This is a genomic window from Thermofilum sp. (assembly GCA_038741495.1).
Lineage (GTDB): Archaea > Thermoproteota > Thermoprotei > Thermofilales > Thermofilaceae > Thermofilum.
In genome coordinates this window covers 1-22,414 of sequence record JAVYKX010000003.1, presented here as the reverse complement: position 1 = coordinate 22,414, position 22,414 = coordinate 1, and the positions used below count along the sequence as shown (strand labels likewise).

Annotated in this window: 27 protein-coding genes; 6 read left to right on the top strand and 21 right to left on the bottom strand. The window is 61.0% G+C overall.

Annotated features, from left to right (window positions below; genetic code table 11):
* Window position 1: 1 nt before the first annotated feature.
* Genes QXU72_07835 through ndhC form a run of 7 tightly spaced genes read right to left on the bottom strand, consistent with a single transcriptional unit; the run spans window position 2 to window position 4,398 of the window.
* A complete protein-coding gene (locus QXU72_07835) occupies window positions 2-478 on the bottom strand; it encodes an NADH-quinone oxidoreductase subunit J (protein ID MEM0495151.1) in 477 nt (158 codons plus the stop codon).
* Entirely contained in the window at window positions 465-941 is a 477-nt protein-coding gene (locus QXU72_07830) for an NADH-quinone oxidoreductase subunit I (GenBank protein ID MEM0495150.1), read from the bottom strand. The genes QXU72_07835 and QXU72_07830 overlap by 14 nt, the downstream gene beginning before the upstream one ends.
* Window positions 934-1,944, bottom strand: a complete 1,011-nt coding sequence (gene nuoH / locus QXU72_07825) for an NADH-quinone oxidoreductase subunit NuoH (protein ID MEM0495149.1) — start codon at window positions 1,942-1,944, stop codon at window positions 934-936. Before nuoH ends, QXU72_07830 begins: the two co-directional genes overlap by 8 nt.
* A gap of 5 nt (window positions 1,945-1,949) precedes the next feature.
* On the bottom strand, window positions 1,950-3,161 hold the full coding sequence (locus QXU72_07820; protein MEM0495148.1) for an NADH-quinone oxidoreductase subunit D: 1,212 nt from the start codon (window positions 3,159-3,161) through the stop codon (window positions 1,950-1,952).
* The gene (locus tag QXU72_07815; GenBank protein MEM0495147.1) at window positions 3,145-3,624 is read right to left on the bottom strand and encodes an NADH-quinone oxidoreductase subunit C; all 480 of its coding nucleotides are present in this window, start codon (window positions 3,622-3,624) and stop codon (window positions 3,145-3,147) included. Before QXU72_07815 ends, QXU72_07820 begins: the two co-directional genes overlap by 17 nt.
* Window positions 3,593-4,120 carry an NADH-quinone oxidoreductase subunit NuoB gene (gene nuoB / locus QXU72_07810; protein MEM0495146.1) on the bottom strand — a complete coding sequence of 176 codons (528 nt, stop codon included), beginning with the start codon at window positions 4,118-4,120 and terminating at the stop codon, window positions 3,593-3,595. The genes QXU72_07815 and nuoB overlap by 32 nt, the downstream gene beginning before the upstream one ends.
* On the bottom strand, window positions 4,117-4,398 hold the full coding sequence (gene ndhC, locus QXU72_07805) for an NADH-quinone oxidoreductase subunit A (protein ID MEM0495145.1): 282 nt from the start codon (window positions 4,396-4,398) through the stop codon (window positions 4,117-4,119). The genes nuoB and ndhC overlap by 4 nt, the downstream gene beginning before the upstream one ends.
* On the opposite strand from ndhC, the gene QXU72_07800 reads away from it, so the two are divergent.
* The gene (locus QXU72_07800; GenBank protein ID MEM0495144.1) at window positions 4,385-4,597 is read left to right on the top strand and encodes a hypothetical protein; all 213 of its coding nucleotides are present in this window, start codon (window positions 4,385-4,387) and stop codon (window positions 4,595-4,597) included. The genes ndhC and QXU72_07800 overlap by 14 nt on opposite strands.
* Window positions 4,598-4,736: 139 nt before the next feature.
* On the opposite strand, the gene QXU72_07795 is transcribed toward QXU72_07800, so the two are convergent.
* The 8 genes from QXU72_07795 to QXU72_07760 are packed head-to-tail and all read right to left on the bottom strand — an operon-like array spanning window position 4,737 to window position 12,114.
* Complete coding sequence (locus QXU72_07795; GenBank protein ID MEM0495143.1) at window positions 4,737-6,053, bottom strand: proton-conducting transporter membrane subunit; 1,317 nt, start codon at window positions 6,051-6,053, stop codon at window positions 4,737-4,739.
* 1 nt (window position 6,054) lies between these two features.
* Window positions 6,055-7,716 (bottom strand): proton-conducting transporter membrane subunit, encoded by a 1,662-nt coding sequence (locus QXU72_07790; GenBank protein MEM0495142.1) that lies wholly within the window; start codon window positions 7,714-7,716, stop codon window positions 6,055-6,057.
* A 3-nt stretch (window positions 7,717-7,719) separates the two neighbouring features.
* A complete protein-coding gene (locus tag QXU72_07785; protein MEM0495141.1) occupies window positions 7,720-8,013 on the bottom strand; it encodes an NADH-quinone oxidoreductase subunit K in 294 nt (97 codons plus the stop codon).
* Window positions 8,010-8,441, bottom strand: a complete 432-nt coding sequence (locus QXU72_07780; GenBank protein ID MEM0495140.1) for a hypothetical protein — start codon at window positions 8,439-8,441, stop codon at window positions 8,010-8,012. The genes QXU72_07785 and QXU72_07780 overlap by 4 nt, the downstream gene beginning before the upstream one ends.
* A gap of 5 nt (window positions 8,442-8,446) precedes the next feature.
* Entirely contained in the window at window positions 8,447-9,403 is a 957-nt protein-coding gene (locus tag QXU72_07775) for a complex I subunit 1 family protein (protein MEM0495139.1), read from the bottom strand.
* Window positions 9,400-10,092, bottom strand: coding sequence for a 4Fe-4S binding protein (locus tag QXU72_07770; protein MEM0495138.1), 693 nt, complete (start codon window positions 10,090-10,092; stop codon window positions 9,400-9,402). Before QXU72_07770 ends, QXU72_07775 begins: the two co-directional genes overlap by 4 nt.
* Window positions 10,089-11,699, bottom strand: a complete 1,611-nt coding sequence (locus QXU72_07765) for an NADH-quinone oxidoreductase subunit C (protein ID MEM0495137.1) — start codon at window positions 11,697-11,699, stop codon at window positions 10,089-10,091. Before QXU72_07765 ends, QXU72_07770 begins: the two co-directional genes overlap by 4 nt.
* On the bottom strand, window positions 11,686-12,114 hold the full coding sequence (locus QXU72_07760) for an NADH-quinone oxidoreductase subunit B family protein (GenBank protein MEM0495136.1): 429 nt from the start codon (window positions 12,112-12,114) through the stop codon (window positions 11,686-11,688). The genes QXU72_07765 and QXU72_07760 overlap by 14 nt, the downstream gene beginning before the upstream one ends.
* 235 nt (window positions 12,115-12,349) lie before the next feature.
* Here QXU72_07760 and QXU72_07755 point away from each other — a divergent pair, with 235 nt between their 5' ends.
* On the top strand, window positions 12,350-13,372 hold the full coding sequence (locus tag QXU72_07755; GenBank protein MEM0495135.1) for a phosphate uptake regulator PhoU: 1,023 nt from the start codon (window positions 12,350-12,352) through the stop codon (window positions 13,370-13,372).
* Window positions 13,373-13,443: 71 nt separating this feature from the next.
* Here the strand turns inward: QXU72_07755 and QXU72_07750 are convergent, their stop codons facing one another.
* On the bottom strand, window positions 13,444-13,704 hold the full coding sequence (locus QXU72_07750) for a hypothetical protein (GenBank protein MEM0495134.1): 261 nt from the start codon (window positions 13,702-13,704) through the stop codon (window positions 13,444-13,446).
* A 296-nt stretch (window positions 13,705-14,000) separates the two neighbouring features.
* Between QXU72_07750 and QXU72_07745 the strand changes: the two genes are divergently transcribed.
* Window positions 14,001-14,513, top strand: a complete 513-nt coding sequence (locus QXU72_07745) for a ParB N-terminal domain-containing protein (protein ID MEM0495133.1) — start codon at window positions 14,001-14,003, stop codon at window positions 14,511-14,513.
* On the opposite strand, the gene QXU72_07740 is transcribed toward QXU72_07745, so the two are convergent.
* On the bottom strand, window positions 14,502-14,909 hold the full coding sequence (locus QXU72_07740) for a hypothetical protein (protein MEM0495132.1): 408 nt from the start codon (window positions 14,907-14,909) through the stop codon (window positions 14,502-14,504). The two genes, QXU72_07745 and QXU72_07740, sit on opposite strands and share 12 nt — an antisense overlap.
* A gap of 110 nt (window positions 14,910-15,019) precedes the next feature.
* Here QXU72_07740 and QXU72_07735 point away from each other — a divergent pair, with 110 nt between their 5' ends.
* Window positions 15,020-15,364, top strand: coding sequence for a GNAT family N-acetyltransferase (locus QXU72_07735; protein ID MEM0495131.1), 345 nt, complete (start codon window positions 15,020-15,022; stop codon window positions 15,362-15,364).
* Window positions 15,365-15,418: 54 nt separating this feature from the next.
* Here the strand turns inward: QXU72_07735 and QXU72_07730 are convergent, their stop codons facing one another.
* The gene (locus tag QXU72_07730; protein ID MEM0495130.1) at window positions 15,419-16,360 is read right to left on the bottom strand and encodes a phosphate uptake regulator PhoU; all 942 of its coding nucleotides are present in this window, start codon (window positions 16,358-16,360) and stop codon (window positions 15,419-15,421) included.
* Between the two features lie 79 nt (window positions 16,361-16,439).
* Between QXU72_07730 and QXU72_07725 the strand changes: the two genes are divergently transcribed.
* Together QXU72_07725 and QXU72_07720 are read left to right on the top strand one after the other, a co-directional pair.
* Entirely contained in the window at window positions 16,440-17,489 is a 1,050-nt protein-coding gene (locus QXU72_07725; protein ID MEM0495129.1) for an IMP dehydrogenase, read from the top strand.
* The gene (locus QXU72_07720) at window positions 17,489-18,583 is read left to right on the top strand and encodes an amidohydrolase family protein (GenBank protein MEM0495128.1); all 1,095 of its coding nucleotides are present in this window, start codon (window positions 17,489-17,491) and stop codon (window positions 18,581-18,583) included. The genes QXU72_07725 and QXU72_07720 overlap by 1 nt, the downstream gene beginning before the upstream one ends.
* A gap of 187 nt (window positions 18,584-18,770) precedes the next feature.
* Here QXU72_07720 and QXU72_07715 read toward each other — a convergent pair whose 3' ends face one another.
* The 3 genes from QXU72_07715 to QXU72_07705 all read right to left on the bottom strand — a co-directional run bounded on the left by QXU72_07715 (window position 18,771) and on the right by QXU72_07705 (window position 22,293).
* Complete coding sequence (locus QXU72_07715; GenBank protein MEM0495127.1) at window positions 18,771-20,234, bottom strand: hypothetical protein; 1,464 nt, start codon at window positions 20,232-20,234, stop codon at window positions 18,771-18,773.
* A gap of 290 nt (window positions 20,235-20,524) precedes the next feature.
* On the bottom strand, window positions 20,525-22,105 hold the full coding sequence (locus QXU72_07710; GenBank protein MEM0495126.1) for a radical SAM protein: 1,581 nt from the start codon (window positions 22,103-22,105) through the stop codon (window positions 20,525-20,527).
* The gene (locus QXU72_07705; GenBank protein ID MEM0495125.1) at window positions 22,102-22,293 is read right to left on the bottom strand and encodes a hypothetical protein; all 192 of its coding nucleotides are present in this window, start codon (window positions 22,291-22,293) and stop codon (window positions 22,102-22,104) included. Before QXU72_07705 ends, QXU72_07710 begins: the two co-directional genes overlap by 4 nt.
* Window positions 22,294-22,414: the final 121 nt, after the last annotated feature.

Here is a 22,414-nt window from a genome sequence, read left to right as displayed (position 1 = left end):
ATCACCTCTCCTCAGAAGCTACCGCGATGCCTGCGATTACAAGAGATGCGAGCGAGAGAGCGAGCAGGGTCAGAGCTACCGCGTTCTCGCCGAGAATAGCGCTGGCGGCGCTCGAAAGGTCGATATTCACGCGCGTGGGCTTCGAGGTGCTCAGGAGCGAGAAGAGAGCTGCCGCCAGGAGAGCTGACACCGCGAGAGCCGGCACGCCCATGCGCTTCTCGAAGCCCGCGCCCCTGCCCACCAGGAGTACTCCGAAAACAACGAACGTCACCGTAGCTCCCACGTAGACCATCACGTGGAACACAGCGAGGAAAGTGTAGCCGAGAAGCCCTATGAGCGCTGCGACTCCCAGCCCCGTGAGGCCCAGCAGGATGGCGGAGTAGAAGTCTTCCTTTACTTTAACGGCCAGGGCTGCGGAGACTAGGGATACCAGGGCTGCCAACAATACATAGACTTCAAACATGCTAAGCGGGCTCATGCACCAACCCCCTCTCCTCGCTAAAAATCACCTTCACTTTAACCGCCCCCTCCTCGAGAGCTGGGGACCTCACCTCCCGGGCAAACTCCTCCGGGGAGAGGATCATGTCCTCCAGCTTCTCGTAAGCGACATCGTGAACCTTAGTCATCTCGAGCGCGTTTTGAGGGCATATGTCGGCGCAGAAGCCACAGAATATGCACCTCTGGTAGTTCACGCCGGGCCTCCCCCTCTTCTCGCCTTTCTTCACGTACATCTTCATCGCTCCAGCGGGACAGACCATCGCACAAAGCCCGCACTGCACGCACAGCTCGGGGTAGTAACGGATCAAACCCCTGTAGCCCTCTGGGAGCTCGATGAGCTTCTCCGGGTAGTAGACCGTCATCCTGTTGGGGAGGAGTAGGTAGCGGAGACCCGTCGCCACAGCCCTCACGTGCCCCACAAAGGATCGAACGAGGTTACCCATACACGACCACCTTGACAAAAGCGGAGAACATTACGGAAGCTAGAGCCAGCGGGAGAAAAATCCTCCACCCCGCCCTCAGCGCCTGGTCTAAGCGGTACCTTCCATAAACCGACCTTAGGAAAGCGACGAAGAGCATGACCGCGTACGCTTTGACAAACAGCATGAGCCCCCCGAGCGGCGGGTAGACGCTGTAAATTGGCAGGAGGGGCTCCCACCCGGAGAGGTAGAGAATGGAAAAGAGCAGGGAGAAGGCGTAGAGCTTGAGGTAAGCGAGACCCATCCCGATACCGAACACAATACCACTGTACTCGACGTAGGGGCCAGCAACTATCTCCTGCTCACCCTCCACGATGTCGAAGGGCAGCCTACCAGCGCTCATCACCATCCCGACGAAGAAGGTGAACGCTGAGATCGGGTTGAGCAGCAAGCCCGGGATAACCTGCCTGTAGACGGCCTCCTCGAGGTCTAAGGTGCCGTAGAGCATGCCCATCGCCAGCACAGATAAGAAGACTACAGCCTCGTAAGCTAGGGTCATGAACGCCTCGCGGACCGCCCCTTGTATCGCGAACTTGTTCCCAGAGCTCCAGCCCATCAGGAGCACAGCGAGCGGAGCGGCTGAGAGAGAGGCTAGCACGCCGAGCGCCGCCAATGGGTGCTTCACGGGGGCGAAGCCGGGCGCAGCAGGGATGAACGCGAAGGGTAGAATCGCCGCCGCCAGGGCCAGTACGGGGGCGAACACGAAGAACCCCTTATCGCTAGTCTCCGGGATGATGAACTCCTGGAACATGTACCTCGTGCCGTCCGCTAGCATCTGCAGCACTCCTCCAAAGCGCCTGGTAACGTACAGGGGGCCGACACGCATCTGCACTCTAGCAGCGATCTTCCGCTCGGCCCAGATGATCGTCAGGAGGACTACGAGGGCTGTGACCAGACCGGGGAAAACTACCGGTGCGAAGACCTGGGGGCTTAGCAGCAGCTCCAGAACCCACTCCAGCAGACCCATACCCATCACCTATCCGCCTCAGGGGGGAAGTAGTCGAGGCTCCCGTAAATCGCGGGGAAGTCCATGAACCGGTGCCCCGGCATGAGGTACCGGAAGAGGATCACGTTCCTGAAGGACGGTGTCACGACCCTGAGCCTGTAGGGCTTCGCGGAGCCGTCGCTGATGAGGTGGTAGAAGATCTCGCCGTGACCCATCTCAGCTCTAGCTACCGCCTCACCAGCGGGCAGCTTCATAGAGGCGAAGAGCGCAGGGAGCTTCACCCTGCCCGTGCTGAGTACTTGCTCGCGGAGCTTCGGGGGCAGCAGCTTCAGGTACTTTTCCGCGAAGATAGGCCCCTCCGGCACCTTCCTGAGCACCTGGAGGATGATGGACATGCTCTGCTTAATCTCCTCGATCCTCAGCCTCATCCTCGCGTAAGCATCACCCTCCTCTAGCGTGGGGACCTCGAAGCTCACCTCGCTGTACGCGGCGTAGTCCTCGGCTAGCCGCGCATCGTACTTGACGCCGCTCGCTCTGAGGTTCGGGCCGACGATGCCGAGCCTCGACGCCTCCCCCTTCTTCAGAACCCCTACCCCCTCGTACCTCGACCTCACCTGCGGGTTCTCGAGGAAGATCTTCGCGTACTCCTCCAGCCTCCTCGTCATGTACCTCACCGCTTTCTCAGCCCTGTCGGCGAAACCCTGCGGCAAATCCCTCCTAACGCCTCCCGGAATGCTGTACGTGTGCGTGAGGCGGGCCCCCGAGAGCTCTTCGGCGAGCTGGAGCCACACTTCTCTGTCGCCGAACGCCCACATGAACATCGTCGAGTGGTTCAGCATGATGCCCGCGATCCCGATCCCGTAGAGGTGGCTAGCGATCCTGTTGATCTCCGAGAGGAGCGTTCTGAGGTACCTCGCCCTAGGCGGCGGCTCCACGTCTAGGAGCTTCTCCATAGCTCTCACCAGCCCGATCGTCACATTGTGAGAATCGATGATTGTCATCCGCTCGAGCAGCGGGATCGCCTTTACCGCCTCCCTGCCCTCCGCGAGCTTCTCCATCGTCCTGTGCACGTACCCGATGTCTGGGTCAACGCTCACTATAACGTCGCCGTCCAGCCGCACGATGAAGCGCATGTGACCTGAAGAGGGGTGCTGCGGGCCGATGAAGAGCTCGTAGACCTCCTCCCCTCCCTCGCGAGCTAGCAGCCTGGACCGAACTACCTCACTCGTACTCAACATAGATACCCTCCTCCTCGACCCTGAAATCCTTCCTCAAGGGTGGTGGGCCGGACCAGTCCGGAGGAAGCAGGAGCCTGCGGAGGTCGGGGTTACCCTCGAAGGTGACTCCCAGCATCTCCCACACCTCCCGCTCCATGAGCAGCGCGTTCGGCCACACGTCGATCAGCGAGGGAAGGTGAGGGTCGTCGCGGGGAACCTTCACCCGGAGCTCGACGAGAAAGCTCCTCTTCCCCGGCTCGTAGCTCTCGGCGTGGTACACAACCTCTATCTTCCCCTCCGCCGGCCAGTCCACGCCCCCGACAGAAGCCAGGTGGTCGAAGCCAAGCCGCAGCAGCTCCTCCGCAGCTTTCCTCAAGTCGGCGGGCTCCAGCCTGACCCTAAGCACGTCCCTAGCCTCCTCTACCGCGAAGCCCAGCCTCTCGAGCGCTTGCTTAACCTCTTCGCGCGTACTCGGCCCACTCACCGCTCCTCACCCTCCTCTGAAGCATGATGATCGCGCGGGCCACCGCCTCCGGCCTCGGCGGGCACCCTGGGATGAAGTGCGTGACCGGGAGGATGTCCTTAGGCCTCACGATGTTGTAGCTGTTGTAGAAGAGGCCGCCGTCGATCGCGCAAGCCCCCATCGCGATGACGAACTTCGGCCAGGGCATCTGGTCGTAAACGATCTTCGCGGCCTCCCCCATCTTCCTCGTCAGCGTCCCCTCGATAACCATCAGGTTCGTCTGCCGGGGGGAGTTGAAGGGGAGAAAGCCGAAGCGCTCCGCGTCGAAGCGTGGAGCGCTAGCCGCTGCGAACTCAGCTCCGCAGCAGGATGTTGTGAAGTGGACTGGCCACAGGCTGAACGTGATCGCCCAATCCCTAAGTGAGCGGATCGGGGTTCTCTCCACGAGCCACTTCGTAGCGCGGTGAGCAGCCTCCTCGAGGTTCCCGATCAGGACGAAGCCCAGAGAGCAGCTCACAGCCTCCACCTCTCAAGCTCGTCAGCAGCCAGCGCTCCCCACACGACAGCCGGAAGGAGGGCCAGGGCAGCCAGAGCGGCGGAGAGCGCCGGCTTGTCGTAGTAGGTGGTGAGGAAGAAGAGAACCATCAGGGGCTCTACGCTCAAGTATAGTAGCACGTACCCGTAGTACTGGAAGGGTAGCCGTGCCTTCGCTTCGCCGGAGGGGGGGTTTCCAGCCTCGTACCTCGCTCTCTTGAACCTGCCCCCCGGGCCGCGCTCGAGGATGCGTGCAAGCAAGAGAACGAGGCTCCCCGCTAGGAGCCCGAGGACCAGCGTGATGAAGATCGTGGAGGCGGGGCTCGTGAAAGATCACCTAAGCCTCACCGCTCTAGCTGTAGATATACTTTGCCTCGCAATATTTGTACAAATAAAGTATAACTACGACAAGCATTCGGGAAAGGTTGAAACCTCCTGCTCTACTCTCCGGGAAAGGTGAGAGGCTTTCACAAAGAGGAGGAATGCTCCCTGTAAAAGTACCAAGCTCAACGCAGGAGTGTAGCTGCAGCGGAGTATTTTCTGTAAAAGATTAATCTGAATATATCTTAATAAAGAGTGATCCGGTGCCCGGATGGTTCTTAGGGCACTGAGAGAGCAAACGCGTCCACTAGTAGAGATGGAGCAGTGAATAGGAGAGCGTTGAGAGCTACGAGAAGGAGAGCTGAGGTGCTTGCCAGCAGGTACCGCTTCGAGTGGGTCGCGCTGAGCGAGCTGCCTTGGGAGAGGCTCTGCAGCAGCCTGAAGTAGTACCCGAAGGAGAGGATCACCGCGAGCGCGAAGAGCACTGGCAGCGCCGGGCTTACCGACAGCACGCCGACAGCTATGAAGAGCTCGCTCCAGAACGGTAGGAGCGGCGGAGCGCCCGTTAAACCTAGCGCTGACGCGATGACGGTCAGCTTCAGGAGGTTGTCTCCAGAGAGAGCCCCGGTGAGGCGGGATAGGCTTCTCGTCCCGTGCTGCGCCAGCAGGATTCCCGAGACGATGAAGAGCGAAGCCTTCAGGTAGCCGTGAGCGGCGACATGCAGTAAGGCGTAAGTCCTAGCGAGGCCGTCTCCCGAGCAGAGGCCCATCACGATGTAGCTCACGTTGGCTACGCTGCTGTACGCGAGCATTCTCTTGATGTCGTCCTGCGCGAGCGCGGAGAGGTTGCCGACGAAAGCACCAGCTACTGAGAGGTAGAGGAAGATGCGCGAGACTACGGGATCCCAGCCTGCCAGCCGGTACACGAGGATGGCTGCAGCCTCGATGACAACTCCCGAGAGCATCGCGCTAGCCGTGCTGGGCGCGACCATGTGGGCGTCGGGAAGCCAGAAGTGGAGCGGGAATACCGCGGCTTCTGTGGCGAAACCCGCTGCTAGGAGCATGCGGGCGAGGAGGCTGGCCTGGAAGACGCTGTCGACGCGCGTGGAGCCCGTTTCGAGAACTACTAGGGCTATGCCTGCTAGCGCGACTGCGGTGCCGGCGCCGCACAGCATGAGGTACTTCAGCGCGGCTTCAGCGCTCTCCTTCTCCCGGTGGAACGCCACTAGGAGAAGGACGCTGACGCTCATAAGCTCCCACGCGGCGAAGGCTTTGATCAGGTCCTCTGTCCCGGCTAGGATCGGGAGAGAGCTAGCTAGCGCTAGAGTTAGCGCGTCGTGCAGCGGCTTGTCCTCGTGGACGAGGTCGTAGCCTGCCAGCACAGCAGCTAGCCCTATAGCGAAGGAGACGAAGCCGACGTACCCGGGAAGCTCTCCAGCTGAGATGGAGAGAGCTAGGAGCGCTAGCATGAAGAGAGCGGATGCCGCTGTGGAGAGAGGACGGTTGAGCTTCTCCGGCGCGAGCCTTAGGGCTATGGTTAGCGCTACCCCCGAGAAGGCGACCAAGAGGTAAAGGTTCTCGACGTTACTCCACATCCTAAACCACCCCTAGAAAGACGATGATGAGGAACAGGACGAAGCCGAAAAGCCAGAGAGAGTACAGCGCGGGGTTGCCCTGCTGGATCTTGACCGCTAGGCGGGAGACGTTGCGGGCTACCTGCTCCGCGGCCCAGGTGTAGAGGTCGTCTAGGAGGAACACTCTATCCGCAACTCTCGCGAAGCCTGCGAGCACCCTCCTAGCGCTCTGCAGCCCACCCTTCCACCAGACAGCGGCCGCCAGGGCTAGGCCGCCCGCTAAGCCTAGCACTGCCGCGATATCCACGTGGTGCTCTAGGTGGTCAACCTCCAGGAATCCCTCAGCTAGCCGCAGGAGGAAGAAGCCTAGAGCCGTCAGCGCTGCCAGCGTGAGGATCGGGATCATCATCCACCACTCGTGCTCTTCGTACTCCTCCCTGGGGGCTCCAGCGAACACCCTGAAGAACAGTCTGAAGATGTACGCAGCGGACAGGAAGCTCAGAGTGAACGCCACTATCTTCCCAGGGGTGCCCAAGGCTTCCTCCACCGAAGCCAGCACAGCTTCCTTGCTGAAGAAGCCGGGCGTTGGAGGAACTCCCGCGAGGGCGAGCGCCCCTATGAGGAAAGCGGCTCCCGTTAGGCGCATCCCTCCCTTCCACAAGCCCCCGATCTCGTCTAGGTTGCGGGTGCCCACTTCGTGAACGATAAGCCCTGCGCAGAGGAAGAGGAGGGCTTTGAACAGGGAGTGGGAGAGCAGGTGGAGCTGCGCCGCGGCCCAGGCTCCCGAGCCCAGCGCGAGGAACATCAGAGAGAGGTGGTTGATCGTGCTGAAGGCGAGAACTCTCTTCAGGTCTCGAGAAGCGAGTGCGGAAACGGCGGAGATGAGCGCTGTTACGAGTGCGATCCAGAAGAGCGTTGACAGCACTTCAGGTGTGAGCGAGGGGAAGAACCTCGATATGAGGTAGACGCCGGCTTTCACCATCGTCGCAGCGTGGATCAGCGCGCTGACGGAAGTGGGGCCCTCCATCGCGTCTGGCAGCCATACGAGTAGCGGGAACTGGGCCGACTTACCTGCCGCGGCGATAACTAGCAGCGTTCCGACAGTAGCAGCTAGCCCGTAGTCCCGCTGGAGGCCCTGCAGAACTTCCTGGACGTTCAGCGTCCCTAGGTTGTGGAAGAGGAGTGCGATCGCGATCAAGAAGCCGATGTCTCCGACGCGTGTTACCGCGAAGGCCTTGAGGCCCGCTCTGCGCGCTTCCGGCTTTTCCCACCAGAAGCTGATGAGCATCGCGCTGCAGACTCCCACGAGCTCCCAGAATAGGTAGAGGTGGATCACGTTCGCGGCGAGCACTAAGCTCGACATCGCGCCGATGAAGAGGAGGATCAGGAAGTAGTAGCGGACGTAGCCCTCCTCCGTCGCCATGTAGCCCACGCTGTAGAAGACTATGAGGAAGCCTAGCACGTTCACGACTGCAAGCATGAACCTCGACAGCGAGTCTGAGAGGACTGGCAGGAGCCCTGCGCTCGAGGGCTCGCCGCCCGCCAGCAGGTAGAGGGACAAGGCTGCGGCGACTCCCGTGGAAGCTACCGAGAACAGCTCGCAGAACTTTCTCGAGAACCTTCCGAGCACTAGCACGAGAAGGCTGCTCCCGAAAAGCCAGAGCGGCACCAAGCCCATGTACATAAGCTACCACCTCAGCTCTGAAACCTGGTGAGGATCAGTCGTCCTGTACTTCTCCCAAACTAGCGCGAGCACAGCCATACCCACGGCTTCCGCCGCTGCTGCAGCTACAGCGGGGATCAGGATCACCGCGCTCGCCTGACCTCGAGCCGCGAGCGATAACGGTAGCAGGGCCCCGAGCAGCACCGCCTGGATGCCCATAACTACCTTCAGCAAGTTCCGGGTCGCCGCGATGGACGCTACCCCTGCGAGCACGAGCACCACGGAACCACCCAGAACGAAGACGCTCTCCTCAATCACCTTCTCTCACCTCCTAAAACGTAGGGTACGCCGCCTGCAGCTACAACCAGGATCAGGGAAAGGATCAGGATATCCTCCAGGCTCACAGCCCTCGCGGGGGGTGCTTGCAGCTGCAGAACCGGCCTCCACGCGGCCAGCAGACCAGCTGGGAGGGCGAGGAGGAGAAACGCGACCGCTACCCAGTACAGCGCGTCGCGCTTAGCTTCTTCGGCTTCCGCGAGGATCAGCCATATCGCCATCATCGCGATGAGGGCGCCAGCGTACAGGGTCGCGACCAGGACTCCGCTGAGAGGCCCCGCAAAGGCGGCGATAACTAAGCTGAGCACGGCGCTTCCGGCGGACATTAGCAGGAGCGAGGCCGTCGCGCGTTGCGCGAAGAGGGCGGCCAGCACGAGCGCTACGCCGACGACAACAGCTATCCAAATCATGATGCTCACCTCAACAGCCAGGCTAACCCTATCTGGAGAAGAACAAGGAGGAGGGTCCTCTCCCAAAAAGTCTTCACAAGCCCGTAAACCCGCACCCTAGCCATCGACGCGCTTATGAGGGCCACGAGCACGCTCAATGTAAAAGTCTTCAGCCCGAACCACGCGAACCCCGCGAGCGGACCAAGCTCCGGGAAGCCGGGGCCCAGGGGCCCGCCGAGGTATACAGTAGCTAGAAGCGCTATACCCCACGTCATGCTCAAGTCCTCGTACAGCCGCATGAACGCGAGGCTTCGACCGCTGAGCTCGGTAGCCCAGCCTGCGACAATCTCCTGCTTCGCGTGGGGTAGGTCGAAGGGCTTTTTCTCGAGCTTCGCGAGGAGGGAGAGGAGGGCGGCTACGAACCCGATAGGCTGGTAGAGGGCGAGCCAACCTCTAGCTGCCTGGTAGGTGACGAGGCCGCTCACGCTCAGCGTGGAGGCTTGCAGGGCAGCTGACACTAAGCAGAGCATGAATACGGCCTCGTACATCGCGTACTGTGCGATGAACCTGCCTACGCCGAGCACAGTGTAGGGGCTGAGGGCCGCGTAGCCCACGAGCGCGACTGAAAGGGCCGAGAACGCTAGGAGGAGGAAGATCAGGAGCAGGTCCCCGCTGAAGCCCAGCGGGGGATCGGTCGAGACTATCGGGATGTAGAGCATGCCGTATATCGGGAGCGTTACAGCCAGGACCGGGCCCACTCTCAGAGCTACCCTGTCCGCTTTCTCGCTCACGAGCTCTTCTTTCCCGAGCAGCTTGAGGAAGTCGTAGAGCGGCTGGAGCAGCCCGCCCGGGCCCGTCGCCTGCGGCCCCACGCGGCGCTGGACGAGCGCTGTTACCTTGCGGTCAATGTACTCGAACCAGAAAGCCATCGCCGCGGTGAACAGTACTCCGGGAAACACCAGAGAGTAGAGCATCTCCATCATCCGGCCCACCTCCTGGAGACCCACAAACCCTGAAGGTAGATCACGAGGGCCGCTAGCAGCAGGACCGCGAAAGCCTGCGCGTTAGGGCTCGCGAGGAGGTAGAGGAAGCAGAGAGCCTCGGCTAGCAGGAGGAAGAGGACGAACGCCATCAGGCTGACCGCGTAGTACCTGTACCTGGAGGAGGACAGGGGAACTCCGCCGCTGAAAGGCTTCCTGGCCGAGGAGCCGTGCCTTCCCCGCGGGGCGAGCTTACCGCTCAGCCAGTAAACCAGCGCTACTACAGCCGCAATCACCAGGAACGAAGTGACCTGCGGTGCCGCTCCCAGGATGAGGACCTGGGGGGCCGTGATGTTGACAACGTCTACGGGGCTCCTCCTATCCATGGTTATCGCTTTAGCCGGACACACGTCGGCGCACTGCCCGCAGTAGATACACCGGAAGTAGTCGAAGCTCGGCTCCTCCCTCGGAACCTCCCTTCCGCCGACCACCTTCCTCCCCGCCGGCCGCATCTTTATAGCGCGCGGAGGGCAGACGCGGGAGCATAAGCCGCAGCCGAGGCACTTGCTGCTTTCGAGGATAGGTACGCCGCGGGCGAAGCCGTTGCTCACCGCGGAGGAGAGGTGCTCCGTTATCCTGCCCCTGAAGGCTTCCCTCACCCCTAAAACCAGCGCCTTAATGTACGCACTCACTTCGAATCACCCCGAGCGAGCTTAACCAGATCCTCGAGCTTGAGGACGAAAAACTCCCCGTCCTTAAGGACGGTAACCCTATCCATGCAGCTGAAGCACGGATCTATGCTGGTGACGATGAGCGGGAGATCCGACACGAGCGCCTCCTCCAGCAGCGAAGCCGCAAGCTGTATGTTCGCGAGCGTGGGAGTCCGGATCTTCACCCTGTAGGGGTTGTGCTTGTTGTCAGCCTTCACGTAGTAGAACAGCTCGCCGCGCGGGGCCTCCGTCCTGGCGTAAGCCTCTCCTTCGGGTACCGTGCCCATGAAGTGCCGCGGAGGCACAGGGTTCCCGGAGGGGATCTTCTCCACCAGCTGCGCGATGATATCGACTGAGGAGAGGAGCTCCTCGAGCCTTATCTTCACGAGGTTGTAGACATCTCCCTCGCTCGCTACCGGCACGTGGAAGTCGACGCGGTCGTAAGCACCGTAAGGCTCGATCTTCCTGATGTCGTAGGGGTCTCCGGCAGCTCTCCTCACGGGCCCCACCGTGGAGAAGCGGCGCGCCTGCTCGAGCGTGTACCTGCCAACCCCCTTGGTTCTCGAGGCAAACTGCTCGCTGGAGAGAATATCTTCCATCAGCGAAGCGATGCTGCTCCTCAGCTGGGAAAGCTTCTCGACGTAGCCTCGCAGCTTCTCGTCGGGGATATCCCTCCTAACCCCTCCTATCGTGACGAAGGACTTGTGGACCCTATTGCCCGTAGCCTCCTCGAGGATGTCCATGACGAGCTCCCTTAAGCCCCACACCCACATGAACATGGACTCGAAGCCCATCCAGTACCCCACGAGCCCTAGCCAGAGCGCGTGAGAGTGGATCCGCTCCAGCTCCGCTACGATCGCTCTGAGGAAAACCGCCCGGGGCGGGGGCTGAAGGCCGAGAAGGCTCTCCACCGCCTCCACGAAAGTCCAGGCGTGGTGAGTGCTGCAGATCCCGCAGACCCTCTCGAAAAGGTAGATGTCCCGGAGGAACGACCTCGCCTCAGCAGCTTTCTCGATGCCTCTGTGGACGTACCCGATTTTGATGAAGGCCTTCCTTATTCTTTCACCCTCCACGACCAGGCTGATGTGCTCCGGCTCCTTGAGGGCTGGGTGGTAGGGGCCGAAGGGGACCACCACGCTCTCCGGTGAGAGCGGGGCCTCCAGGTGGATCGGGAGCGGGGATGCGCACCTGAGCGTGGATAGAAGCTCTCTCACTTGGGCGGAGTCCACGCTCTTGAGCAGAGGAGGAGGGGCTTCCTCGGGGTAGCACTGCGGAAGCAGGAATCTGGACCCCATACCTTCGTTACCTTCAAAGTGCACGCCGAAGAGATCGTGAACTTCTCTCTCGTAGAAGCTAGCAGCAGGCATGAGCGCAGCGATAGAAGACACTTTAGCGCTGCCCTGAGGAACCCTGAGAGAAAGGTGGAGAGGGCGCCCGTCCAGGCTCGACAAGCTGTAGATGAGCTCAAGCTCTCCGCCGAGGTCCACGCAGGTGATCGCCATGAGGTGGTTAAAGCCGCTCTCAATAGCCGCCTCCAGCTCGCGCGCCAGCTCCTCAAGAGTAGTAACCCTCTTGCTAAGCTTTCCCACGAACCTTCACCCCGTAAACTTCAGCCAGAACCCTTAGAAGCGAGCTCGGCCTCGCGGGGCACCCGGGGATCTTGACATCAACAGGGATCACGTGGTCGGCACCCCCGATCGTGTTGTAGCACTCCGAGAAGATCCCGCCGCTGCAAGCACAAGTGCCGAAAGCTATCACCAGCTTCGGCTCCGGAATTTGGTCGTAGATCTCTTCAAGCGCGTCCTTCACAACGCTCGTCACAGGCCCCGTGACTACGAGGACGTCGGCATGCCTGGGGGAGGGGACGAGCTGCACTCCTAAACGCTCGGGATCATAGCGTGGCGTCAGCGCCGCGACAAACTCGATGTCGCAACCGTTGCATCCCCCCGAGTTAAAGTGGTACAGCCAGATGCTCCTGCGGCGGTACCCTAACCTCGGTATCAATGAAATCCCCTAGATATTCTTACTCCCGGCAGCTCTTTAGCTGAGCGTAATATATCGAATTATGATGCTTACAAAGTTAAAGTCCAGAGGGGCTGCGCAACCCCTCGGAAAGAGCACCTCAAACCCCACCCCGGTTTATGCTCCATCAGTGATTGATATATAAAGATTTTTATATATAGCCTCCCAGCCCTTCTTCTACATAAAATATTTATTTCACCAGGGTTTTCCGAAAAATATGAGCGTTGCGCCTGAGGCAGGGATAGTCCGCAGAGTTCAGCTAACGGGAGGTTCAACCTATATTGTTTCTATTCCGAAGGAGTGGGCTTCCGCAGTGGGTATAGGGAAGGGGAGCATCGTCTCCCTCGTTCTCGAACAGGATGGGACGATCAGGCTTATCCCGAGCGTGAAGAGGCCTAGAGCTGCTCTCGAAACAGAGGTTAGGGTCGGGAAGAAGACTACGGAGGGGGCGATCATTCGAGAGCTGTTTTCCAAGTACCTGCTCGGCTACAAGGTTATACGGGCTAAGTTCGATGAAGATAGTCCAGCGCTGAAGAAGACTATCAGGGATGTCCTCGTCTCTAAGCTGATAGGTGCGGAAGTGATGCAGGAAAGTGCGCGGGAGGTAGTGATCCAGGTGCTCGTAAACGTAGAAGATATCCCCGTGCCGGAAGTCGTGGGAAGAATGCGGGACACTGCTCAGAGCATGCTCGAGGATCCGATAACCGTGCTGCGCGGTGGTGAAGCGGTAGTCAACCTCGAGGAGGTGATTGCGAGAGACGATATCGTGGATAAGCTGTACCTCTACGGGTTGAGGCAGCTGTACAGCGCTATGAGAGGCTTCACGAACTTGAAGGAGCTGGGCCTCAGCAGGCTGGAGGAAGTGCTCTCGCACGCAATGGTCATGAAGAACATCGAGCGAGTCTCCGACCACGCGGCAGCGATCGCTGCGACTCTGCTCCAGACTCCCGAGCTGCCTAACAGGGATGAGATAGCTTCTCTAGCCTCGGAGGTTGCCAAGTTCTTCCGCCGCAGCGTCGATGCCTTCCTGGCCAGAGACAGGGACTCTGCCCACCGGCTTCTCGACAAGGAAGCTATCGAGCTCCGCGAGGCAGACAAGGAGCTTTCGAAGCGGGTACTAGTAGCGCAGGATCCTGAAATGGTCTCGAACGTTCGCGTTATTCTGGGTAGCTACCGCAGAGTTGTCGAGTACAGCTCAGACATACTTGAGGCGACAATCGACCTAACCGAGAGAGCTTGAACGGCGCTGCAGCTCAACTCTCTCAGGCCGCCCCCAGGCCACGCTGAAGCAGTCTAGAGTGGCTACCCGCGCTACACGTTTCTCGCGAACTTGGCGGTGTAGAGCTTCGAGGGAGGGTAGCCCACCTTCACCCAAGCTGTAGAGCCCCTCACCACGATAGCGGTGCTGTAGTGGAGCATCAGCTCCTCCCAAACCTCGCCCCCAGCTCCCTCCAAGCCGTCGCGCACCTCAGCGATTAGCGAGCCGTACCAGCTCGGCGGGCCGCGGCGCAAGCTGAAGAACACCGCGTCCCTCACCGCAGCGCGCAGTAGCCCCCGAGCGCCAACCTCCAAGCCGCGCTTGCCGAAGAGCTCCTATAGCTCGGCTCCACGCCTCTCAACCCACTCCTCCAGCCTCGCCCTCAGCTCTTTCCTACTCTCGCGGAGGCCGCAAGGCGGGCCCGAAGGCCTAAGCCAGTGAAGGGAGATGAGCACCGGCGCGGAACGTTCAGCGAGAGCACTGATGGGGGGAGCACTCGGGAGGTTGTGAGAACTAGGGGCGGAAGCCTTCACCGCAAACCCCGCCTCTGCGCACTGCCTACATTAGAACGGAAATACTTATATTCCGCTGACATTGCACCTTTTTGAGCATGATAGAGTACAAGGTATCGCTGATCGACGTGCGTGCGTTGAAGCCCCACGAGCGCGTTGAAGAAGCGAGAGTAGAGGAGGTGATGAGGTCGCTTCTGGAGGAGAGAGTACTGCACCGGGCGATCCTAGCGGATGCAATTACCCTCACCGTCATCGACGGGCACCACAGGCTCGAGTCCTTCAAGAGGATAGGCCTCACCGTGGTGCCGGTCGCGCTGGTCAACTACATGGATCAGAGAATAGTTGCCGCGAGGTGGGATGGGCGGGGAGTCATAGACAAGAAACTCGTCCTGGAGAGAGCTGCCCGAGGGGTTCCTTTCCCTCCTAAAACGACGAGGCACCTACTCGTGACCAAGGCAGGCTTCATCCACGTCTCTGAAGCAATACCCGAAGTGAACATAGAGCTCCGCGCGCTTTTCGAGTACGCAGTCTTCCGCACAGAAGAGCTGCCGCGCAGCAGCCCTGCTCTTAAGCGGTGGGGCAGCCTCCTCTCACAGCCATCACGTTTTTAGCTTTCGGGTCTGGAGCTTTAGGAGAGAACGGTAGTCGCAGGAGGGGCAGAACTTGACGAACGAGATGTCTATGCCTCCCTTCACTGTCAGGGAGACTTTTTCACCCGGGAGAACCAGGTTCAGGGTGACCGCCCTCTCCTCCGAGGATGGAGCCAAGCGCACTAGGAGCCAGGACCCGCCTTCCGGAACACAGCCTTCGAGGCCTGAGGGGCCAGACTTCCCAAAGATTATCAGCGAGCGCTCGAAACTCACGCTTGCCACGCGCATCTCCTCCCCGCTCTCCCTAACATCCTTGAGCATAACCCCATCAGCAAAGAGAACGAAGAAAGCTCTGTACACTCTCCTCCCTATCTTCCTCTTCTCGTAGAGGCTGCCCTCGAGGTCTACCCGGACCAAGAGCCTCGAGGCGCAGCCAGCCAGCGCTGTAATTAAGTGTTGTGCTTCCCGCGAACAAGCTCCCGCTCGGGGCAGTCAGGGATTTATCCCGGTGCTTCCCAGCCAGGATCGTGGAGCTTAGGACTACCACTGTGAGCTCCAGCGGGATCAAGATCTCCGCGGTAGAGGATGGGAGGGAGATCGGGCACTGCTATATCTACCTGATTAGGAATGACCTTCACGCGGAGCCCTACGCTCTCCTGGAGGACGTGTACGTGGAGGAGTCCAGCAGGGGTAGGGGGGTGGGGACTATTCTCGTGAAGAAAGCTGTCGAGCTGGCGAGAGAGCTGGGGTGCTACAAGATTATCGCCACCAGCAGGTTTGAGCGGAAAGAAGTGCACAAGTGGTACGAGAAGCTTGGCTTCGAGCTCTACGGCTACGAGTTCCGGATGAACCTTAAAGGCATGCAGCGGTAGCCGGCCTACCACGCCCACGATTCTGGAGCGGGTTCGGCGAGCCTGTTTGAGTGCTCAGCGGCGCTCCCTTAAGACTTCGTACTCTATTCTGCTCTCCACCATGTCCAGGGATAGCGAGATGATGTTGCCGATAAGGTGGTCGAGCAGGCTGTCAGGCTTTATCCGCGAGAAGTAGTCAGCGTAGAGGCCTGCGAGGAACCTTTTACCTTCATCGTCGCCAGTTCGGAAAACCCTTACACCGGCCTCGATAGCTCTTCTCGCCACCTCGATGGCGCTGCCTGCCACCTCGATGCGGGGGGCAACCCTCGCTATAGCTACCGCGACGTCGCCGACCCTCTCGATAGTTTTCCCGTAGTTGAACATGGGAAGGAGGAGAGGCCTATCCTCGACTCCAATCTGCTTGAGGTAAGCAGGGTTCCTCAAAGCGAGAGAAACTTGCCTGCTGAGAAGGAAGTAAAACTTGTCCACCTCCTCGTCGCGCTCCACGATACCGCGAAGTATCTCAAGATCCTTCTCTGCCGCGTATATCTCGAGCTCTCTCAAGCTGTTCAAGACGAGAAGCTCCATTCTCCCCAGCACCCGGTCGAGACTCATCACAGCAGCATCAGCAACCATCTGCAGCAGCACGTAGTCGGACCCCTCTTCAACGACCTCCAAGCCTATCAGCCTGGTGAGAGTCCTGCGAAGAGCATCTCGCAGAGCTTGCGTCGTTCTACCGCCGGAAACGGTGACGCGGATCACATCGTACCCGGCCTGGTACAGGGCGATGATTATCCTCTCCAGCGACTCCTCCTCCTGGGGCTTAGCCGAGACATGGGCAATCCTGCTGGGCTCGGGCTCCGCCTGCCTAGCTACCGAGATTACTAGAGAGCCGTTCTGCTCGTCGACGATCACGAGGTCGCCCTCCCTGAGCCCCTGCTCGCCGACCCACTTCTTGGGTAGGGTTATAGCCAGGCTCGACTTCCCCAGCTTGATGAGCCTTCGGGCAGTAGCCACGCGAATATTTGTGCACGCTCGAATATATTCGTATTGTATATACATCAGCCTTATATGCTAAGCAGCGCTTTCCTTAAACATGGGGTACTTCGAGGAGAAGATTAAAAACTCTGAAGTCGGGCTCAGCTTCGACGATGTCCTACTTGTCCCGCAGTACTCTGACGTCCGGCTAGAGGAAGTTGATGTCTCCACCCAGCTAGCTCCGGGGCTGAAGCTCAGGATACCTCTCATCAGCAGCCCTATGGACACCGTCACGGGGCGCGAGATGCTCCTCTGTATGGGCAGGCTGGGCGGGCTGGGCGTCCTGCCGCGGAACTACCCGCTGGAGGAGGCGGTGAAAGCAGTTAGGGAGGCTGCGAGCGAGGGGCTGCCCGCCGCGGCCGCCGTGGGACCTTTCGACGACGAGCGCGTGAAAAGGCTGCTGGACGCTGAAGTCTCCATGATCGTCATCGATACCGCTCACGGGCACAGTAGAAACGTGGTAGAAGCGACTAGGAGGTACTCGAGCTACGGGGCGCGAGTTATGGCTGGAAACATCGTCACGGGCGAGGCAGCTGAGGCATTAGTTTCAGCTGGAGCGGTGTCCCTCCGCGTGGGGGTTGGCCCCGGGCACGCTTGCACAACCAGGGAGGTGGCTGGGGTCGGGTACCCTCAGCTCTCGGCGATCGCTAAAGTGGCTGACGCGGCCCGGAGACACGGGGTCTCGGTAGTGGCGGACGGCGGGGTCGAGAAGCCTGCAGACGTCGTGAAGGCGCTGGCTGCTGGCGCAGACGCTGTGATGCTGGGCTACCTCCTGGCAGGAACCGAGGAGGCTCCGGGAGCGTTAGTCGAGGTGGAGGGGAAAACCTTCAAAGTTTACAGGGGGATGGGGAGTAGGGGGGCTCTCGCCAGCGGCTCAGCGAGGTACGGTGAGTTCAAGCGCACTCCTGAAGGTGTCGAGGGGCTCGTCGAGCTGAGGGGTTCTGCCGCGGCAGTGGTCGAGTGGCTGGTTAACGGGCTGAAGCAGGGGATGGGCTACGTGGGTGCCAGGAACCTGGAGGAGCTGAGGAGCAAGGCTGTCTTTGTGCGGCTTACGCCCGCCGGCGTGGCTGAGAGCGGTCCTCGGGGCCTCTTCCAGGTGAGGTACTGATGGGGGTCATCGAGGTCGGCACGCTGCTGGACTGGGGAGTTGTGAGAAGGAACGTGAGAATAGAGTACGAGGGCAGCGAGGACTTCTACTTCGAGACCGCGGTAATGCCTGGCTTCAGCGACGCGCACGCCCACCCTCAAGTGGTGGATGTCGGCGACCGCGGAAAGTGGTCAAGCTCCTACGAGTGGATCAGCAGGAGAAAGCTCAAGGTGGACGAGGGAGCTATCAGGAGGGATTCCGAGCTCTCCGCAGCGCTAGCTAAAGCGACGTTGCTCTTATCCCTTCTCGACGGCGTGACCCTCGCTGCCTTGAACGGCAGCCTTGTGGGCAACCTTAGAGCGCTGCAGAGCCTCAGAGCTTCGCCCCGAGTGATCCTCATGCCTACTGTGATGGAGGCTGAGGGGTGGACCCGCCCCGAGAGCGTGTACGCTGCTTACGCTTCGAACCTCGCTATGTGGGACGGCTACTACAGCATGGGTTTCTTCGCGCACTCTATACGCCTCACATCGCCTTCTTCTCTGCGAGCTTCCTACAAGATCGCCGCCAAGCTGAAGCTGCCTTTCGCCCTCCACCTCTCGGAGGGGGTGGACGAAGCCGACGAGCTCGTAAAGCTCCTCGAGGGGGTAGAGTGGAGAATAGTAGCTGTGCACTGCATAACTTCCCCCGAGAAGTGCAGGAGCTACGGCTTCAAGATCGTGCACTGCCCCACTTCGAACCTGTACCTTTACGGGTACACGATAAGCGAGCTCAGCTTCCTCGACGCTCTGGGGAGCGACTGGCCCCTGGTGACGGGCACCGTGAGGAGAACTTACCTCGACGCTGTTAAGGTGCACGGGCCTTCAGCCAGCTTGCTCGAGAAGGCTACTGCCGGCGGCTACGAGGTTTACGGAATCGGAGGCAAGGGAGACTTCGTGTGCTTCGACGAGCCATTAGGGAAGGTTATCGCCGGCCGCGCAGAGCCGAAGCTCGTCGCCGTCAAAGGGAGGGTGCTCGTAAAGGAGGGTGTAGTCGAGGGAGAGAACTTGACGAGGAGAGAAGTGGAGAAGTTCAAGGAGGAGCAGGTGAAGCTCGCTTTCGAGCGCTACGGCGTCTAGCGAGCAAGGTAGAGCCCCGAGCGAGATTTCGCCGGTAGCTCCGGCTTGCCGAGCCTAGACGCCGTTCCGCGCCGGTGCTCATCTCCCTTCATTGGCTTAGGCCTTGGGGCCCGCCCTGCGGCCTCCTCGCGGGAGACCGGGGCGGGTCATGGGGGCGGCCGCTTAAAGGGCGGCCTGCTCGCGCCTTTCAGCGCCCCGTCGCCGGAGCGCCTCCCGGCTGCTCTCCCCCTCTTCGCGCACGCGGCCCCCCAGGAGCGCCCCCGGACGTTGAGCCCGCCCGGCAGGTGTCCCGGGAAGCGGGGCCCTCTAGGGCGCGGCGGTTGAGCTCTGCGGTTGCCTCGCTGCGGCTGGGCTTGTTGCCGTAGTTCGGCGCGAGTGCTTTGGGGTGGGCTTTGAGCCACTTCCTCAGCTCATCTGCGAGCGTCGGTGGTAGGACTCTGAGGGCTGCTGTGAAGCTGGCGCCGTAGTCGCGGTCGAACACTAGCTCGCACTTCGGGCACTGGTAGTAGCGGTGCTCCACCTCCTCGCACCACCTGCTGCAGAGGGGGCACGCCCTGCCGGAAGCCCTCACCCTCCGGTAGAGCGCCCCCTCGTAGCGGCAGAGGTTCTTGACGAGTTTTGTCACGTGCAGGTAGGTCTTCTGCAGCTTGCTGTTCCTCAAGCTCTCCGGGTCTGGGACGTCGATAGCGATTACAGCCCTGCCGCCCGCCTCGCGGACGAGCTGCCTGAGCTCGTGCACCACCTTCCGGGCCCACCGCCTCCTCGCCAGCCTCGCCGCCCGCTCCAGCTGGCAGCGGAGCCTGTCGGCACGCTCCGTTGTCAAGGTACCCGTTCTCTCCTCCAGCCTCCTCACCCTCTCGAGCGCCCACTGCCAGAGCTGGAGCTCCTCCTCGCTGGCGTCCTCTGGCGGTGTCGGCGGCAGGCCCTGAGCGATCTTCCGCAGGATCGCCGCCATCGTTAGGAATAGGGTGTCGTTGGGCGGCTGCCACCGCATCGGCGACTTCGGCACTCTCACGCGGTTCCCGTCGGTGAGGTCGAAGACCACGGCGGCAATGCCGTACACGCTGTTCACGTCCATCGCTACCACCCTGACGGGCGGCTCGAGCCGGACCGCGGCGAAGTCCGCGCACTCCTCCCTGTAGAGCCACCACTTCGGCGGGCTCCTGAAAGCGACGATGCGGAGCCGTCCTCGGCACGTCAGCTGGACAACGAGCTCAGGCTTAGGGTCGAGCCGGAGCTCCCCCTCCAGCGCTTTGAGCAGTGATGGCTGCAGGTGGACCCGGATCCCCGCGCAGGGGATCCGCAGCTCGCCCCGGTCCAGGTCGACGACCACGGGCACGCTGTCGCTGCCGTGGATTCTCTTCCCGTCCTTGGTGATTTTGACCAGCAGGTGGTACGGTGGATCGCGCTTCGGCGGGGTCCTTTTCCCCGCCTGCTCCCGCATCTCCAGCACCACCGCTCTCTCCTCCTCCCAGCTCTTGTGGTAGCGGAACGCGCTCTTCGGCAGCGAAGGATCCCTCTGTACGAGGCGCTGGTGGAGCTTCGCGAGCTCTCCCCTCACTCTCCTGTTCAACTCCACCCTGAAGACCCTGAAGCCCTCCCCAGGGGCCTCGCTCTTCTCGGGGGCTCCCCTCGCCGTGCTGGCCCCCATCCGCTCCCCAGCTTCACTTGCCCAAACCCTATTTATGGCCGCAAGGGACGCGGGGGCGTTGCCCCCGGGAGAGTGGTGCCGGCGTTTGAGGGGAGGCTGGCTCACCCTCTACACGGCTTTCGCCACGGGGTGAGTGGCGTGGAGCGGCTCGCGAGCAGGGTAGGAGGGAGCGGAGGACGTGGCTGAGGGTGAGGGCCCATGACCCGCCCCGGTCTCCCGCGAGGAGGCCGCAGGGCGGGCCCCAAGGCCTAAGCCAATGAAGGGAGATGAGCACCGGCGCGGAACGGCGTCTAGGCTCGGCAAGCCGGAGCTACCGGCGAAATCTCGCTCGGGGCTCTACCTTGCTCGCTGGAGCCGTGGAGCAGCGAGTCGATCCCGTGCTTCTGGATCTCCCTCTCGATCTCCTCCGCTTTCCTCTTAGCGTAAGCTAGGAACGCTTTGAATACCAGGCGCATTGGAGCGGCTTTGGGGCCTCGCAGGTACATCTTAAACGCTATATCCTCTCCCCACCGGAGGGAGTGCCACATGCACCTTCTCATAACTTCCGCGTGAGCGGGGGTGAGCCTCTCTCTGAGGAAGGCTTCCCTGTTCTTCAAGTAGCCTAGCGGCACGAAGAACATGGGGACGATCAAGCTCCGGTAGTCTTTGATCCTGTCGAGGAGCTCGAGCGTCTGCTGTAAGTCCTCCTCCCTCTCGCCGGGAGAGCCTAGGATCAGAGTGAGAGCCGGCACGATCCTGTGCTCGTGCATAACCGCTAGAGCGTCTTCTACAACTTCATGCCACATGGTTATCGGGTAGGGGGCGACCTTCCCAGGCATCATCACTCTAGCCAGCCTGACCGACCCTGTCTCCAAGCCGACCTGGACACCGAGCCAATCCTGGTAGTCGTCGTAAACTACCTCCGTGAGCCGGGTGATGAGCCTGTACTTCTCCTGAGCGTACTTGACGCCCGCGAGAGTCACGTGGCTCCAGGCGATAGTCCTGTAGTACCTTTTTGCGAGCTGGTGGAGCTTGAGGAGCGCGTCAGGGTTCGGCTCCAGCCCTCTAGCGCCGTAGAGCAAGATATCCTCGGAGTGCAGGACCCCGTGCCTTAAACCAGCCGCCGCGTTGACCCTCATCTCCGCCTCTATCTTCTCGAGCGGGTAGTAGCGAACAGGTCTGAGAGTCACAGGGCAGAAGCGGCAGCGCCTCGGGCAGCCCCTCATAACCTCCACGAAGCCGTTCACGCTCGCACCCCTTATCGCGGGTATCTCCTCGACCGACGGCGCGTCCTCGGGGCCGATGTACACGTAGGCGGGGAGGCTCTCCCCCCTGAGAGCTTTCGAAACCAGGTCCACGATCACCCGCTCCGCTTCGCCGTCCACGACGGTATCCACCCCGAGCTCTCTCCACAGGTCAGTGTTCCAGAGCCACTGCCACGCCGCCGGCCCTCCAGCGATAATCCTCAGCCCACGGCGCTTAGCCTCCCTGATCTCCGGCCGGCGCATCATCCTCAGGAAGCTGCGCCTGTTCACAGGCTCCTTGCCTGTCACCGCCCACCAAACCACGCTGGGAGAGTTCATCGCGAAGTAGTCGTGGTGACCTACCATCAGCACTTTCGCGCTCTTCAAGTACCTACCGAGGTGATCAGGATCCACTACGGCGGCGCTGATGCCGGCGTCCAGCAGCTTCGCTTCAACCTTCCTTAAGCCGTAGGGAGCCTCCACTGGGCGCCCCAGCTTATCCACCTTGGGCTTGGGGGCGCTGAGCCACATCCACACCCACTCGGGGAGGCCTACGGGCGGGCTGGTGGTGAAGAAACCGATGAACTCCTTCCCGTGGTGGTTCGTCATCATCGTCCTGTCAGAGGTGATTAGGACGTCGAAGCTCATCCTGCCACCTCCGCGATGACCGTGAACGGAAGCGTATCTCTCAGAGCTTCCCGCACGATTTCCGCCGCGCTTGCAGCGTCGAGCGCTTTCACCCGAAGCACAAGTCGCTTAACCCTACTCCGGGCTGCTTCCTCGACCGCTCTCCGCGCCTCCTCGGGATTTTCGACTAGGACCTCTACCTCCTCCACTCCTTTATCACCTCCACTAATTCCTTGAGCTCCTTCTCCAGCTTCTCGACCCTTGTGCTGAGCTCGGGAGACCTCTTGCCGCGTTCCCTCAGCCCCTGCGCAGCGCTCTCAACCACCCGGA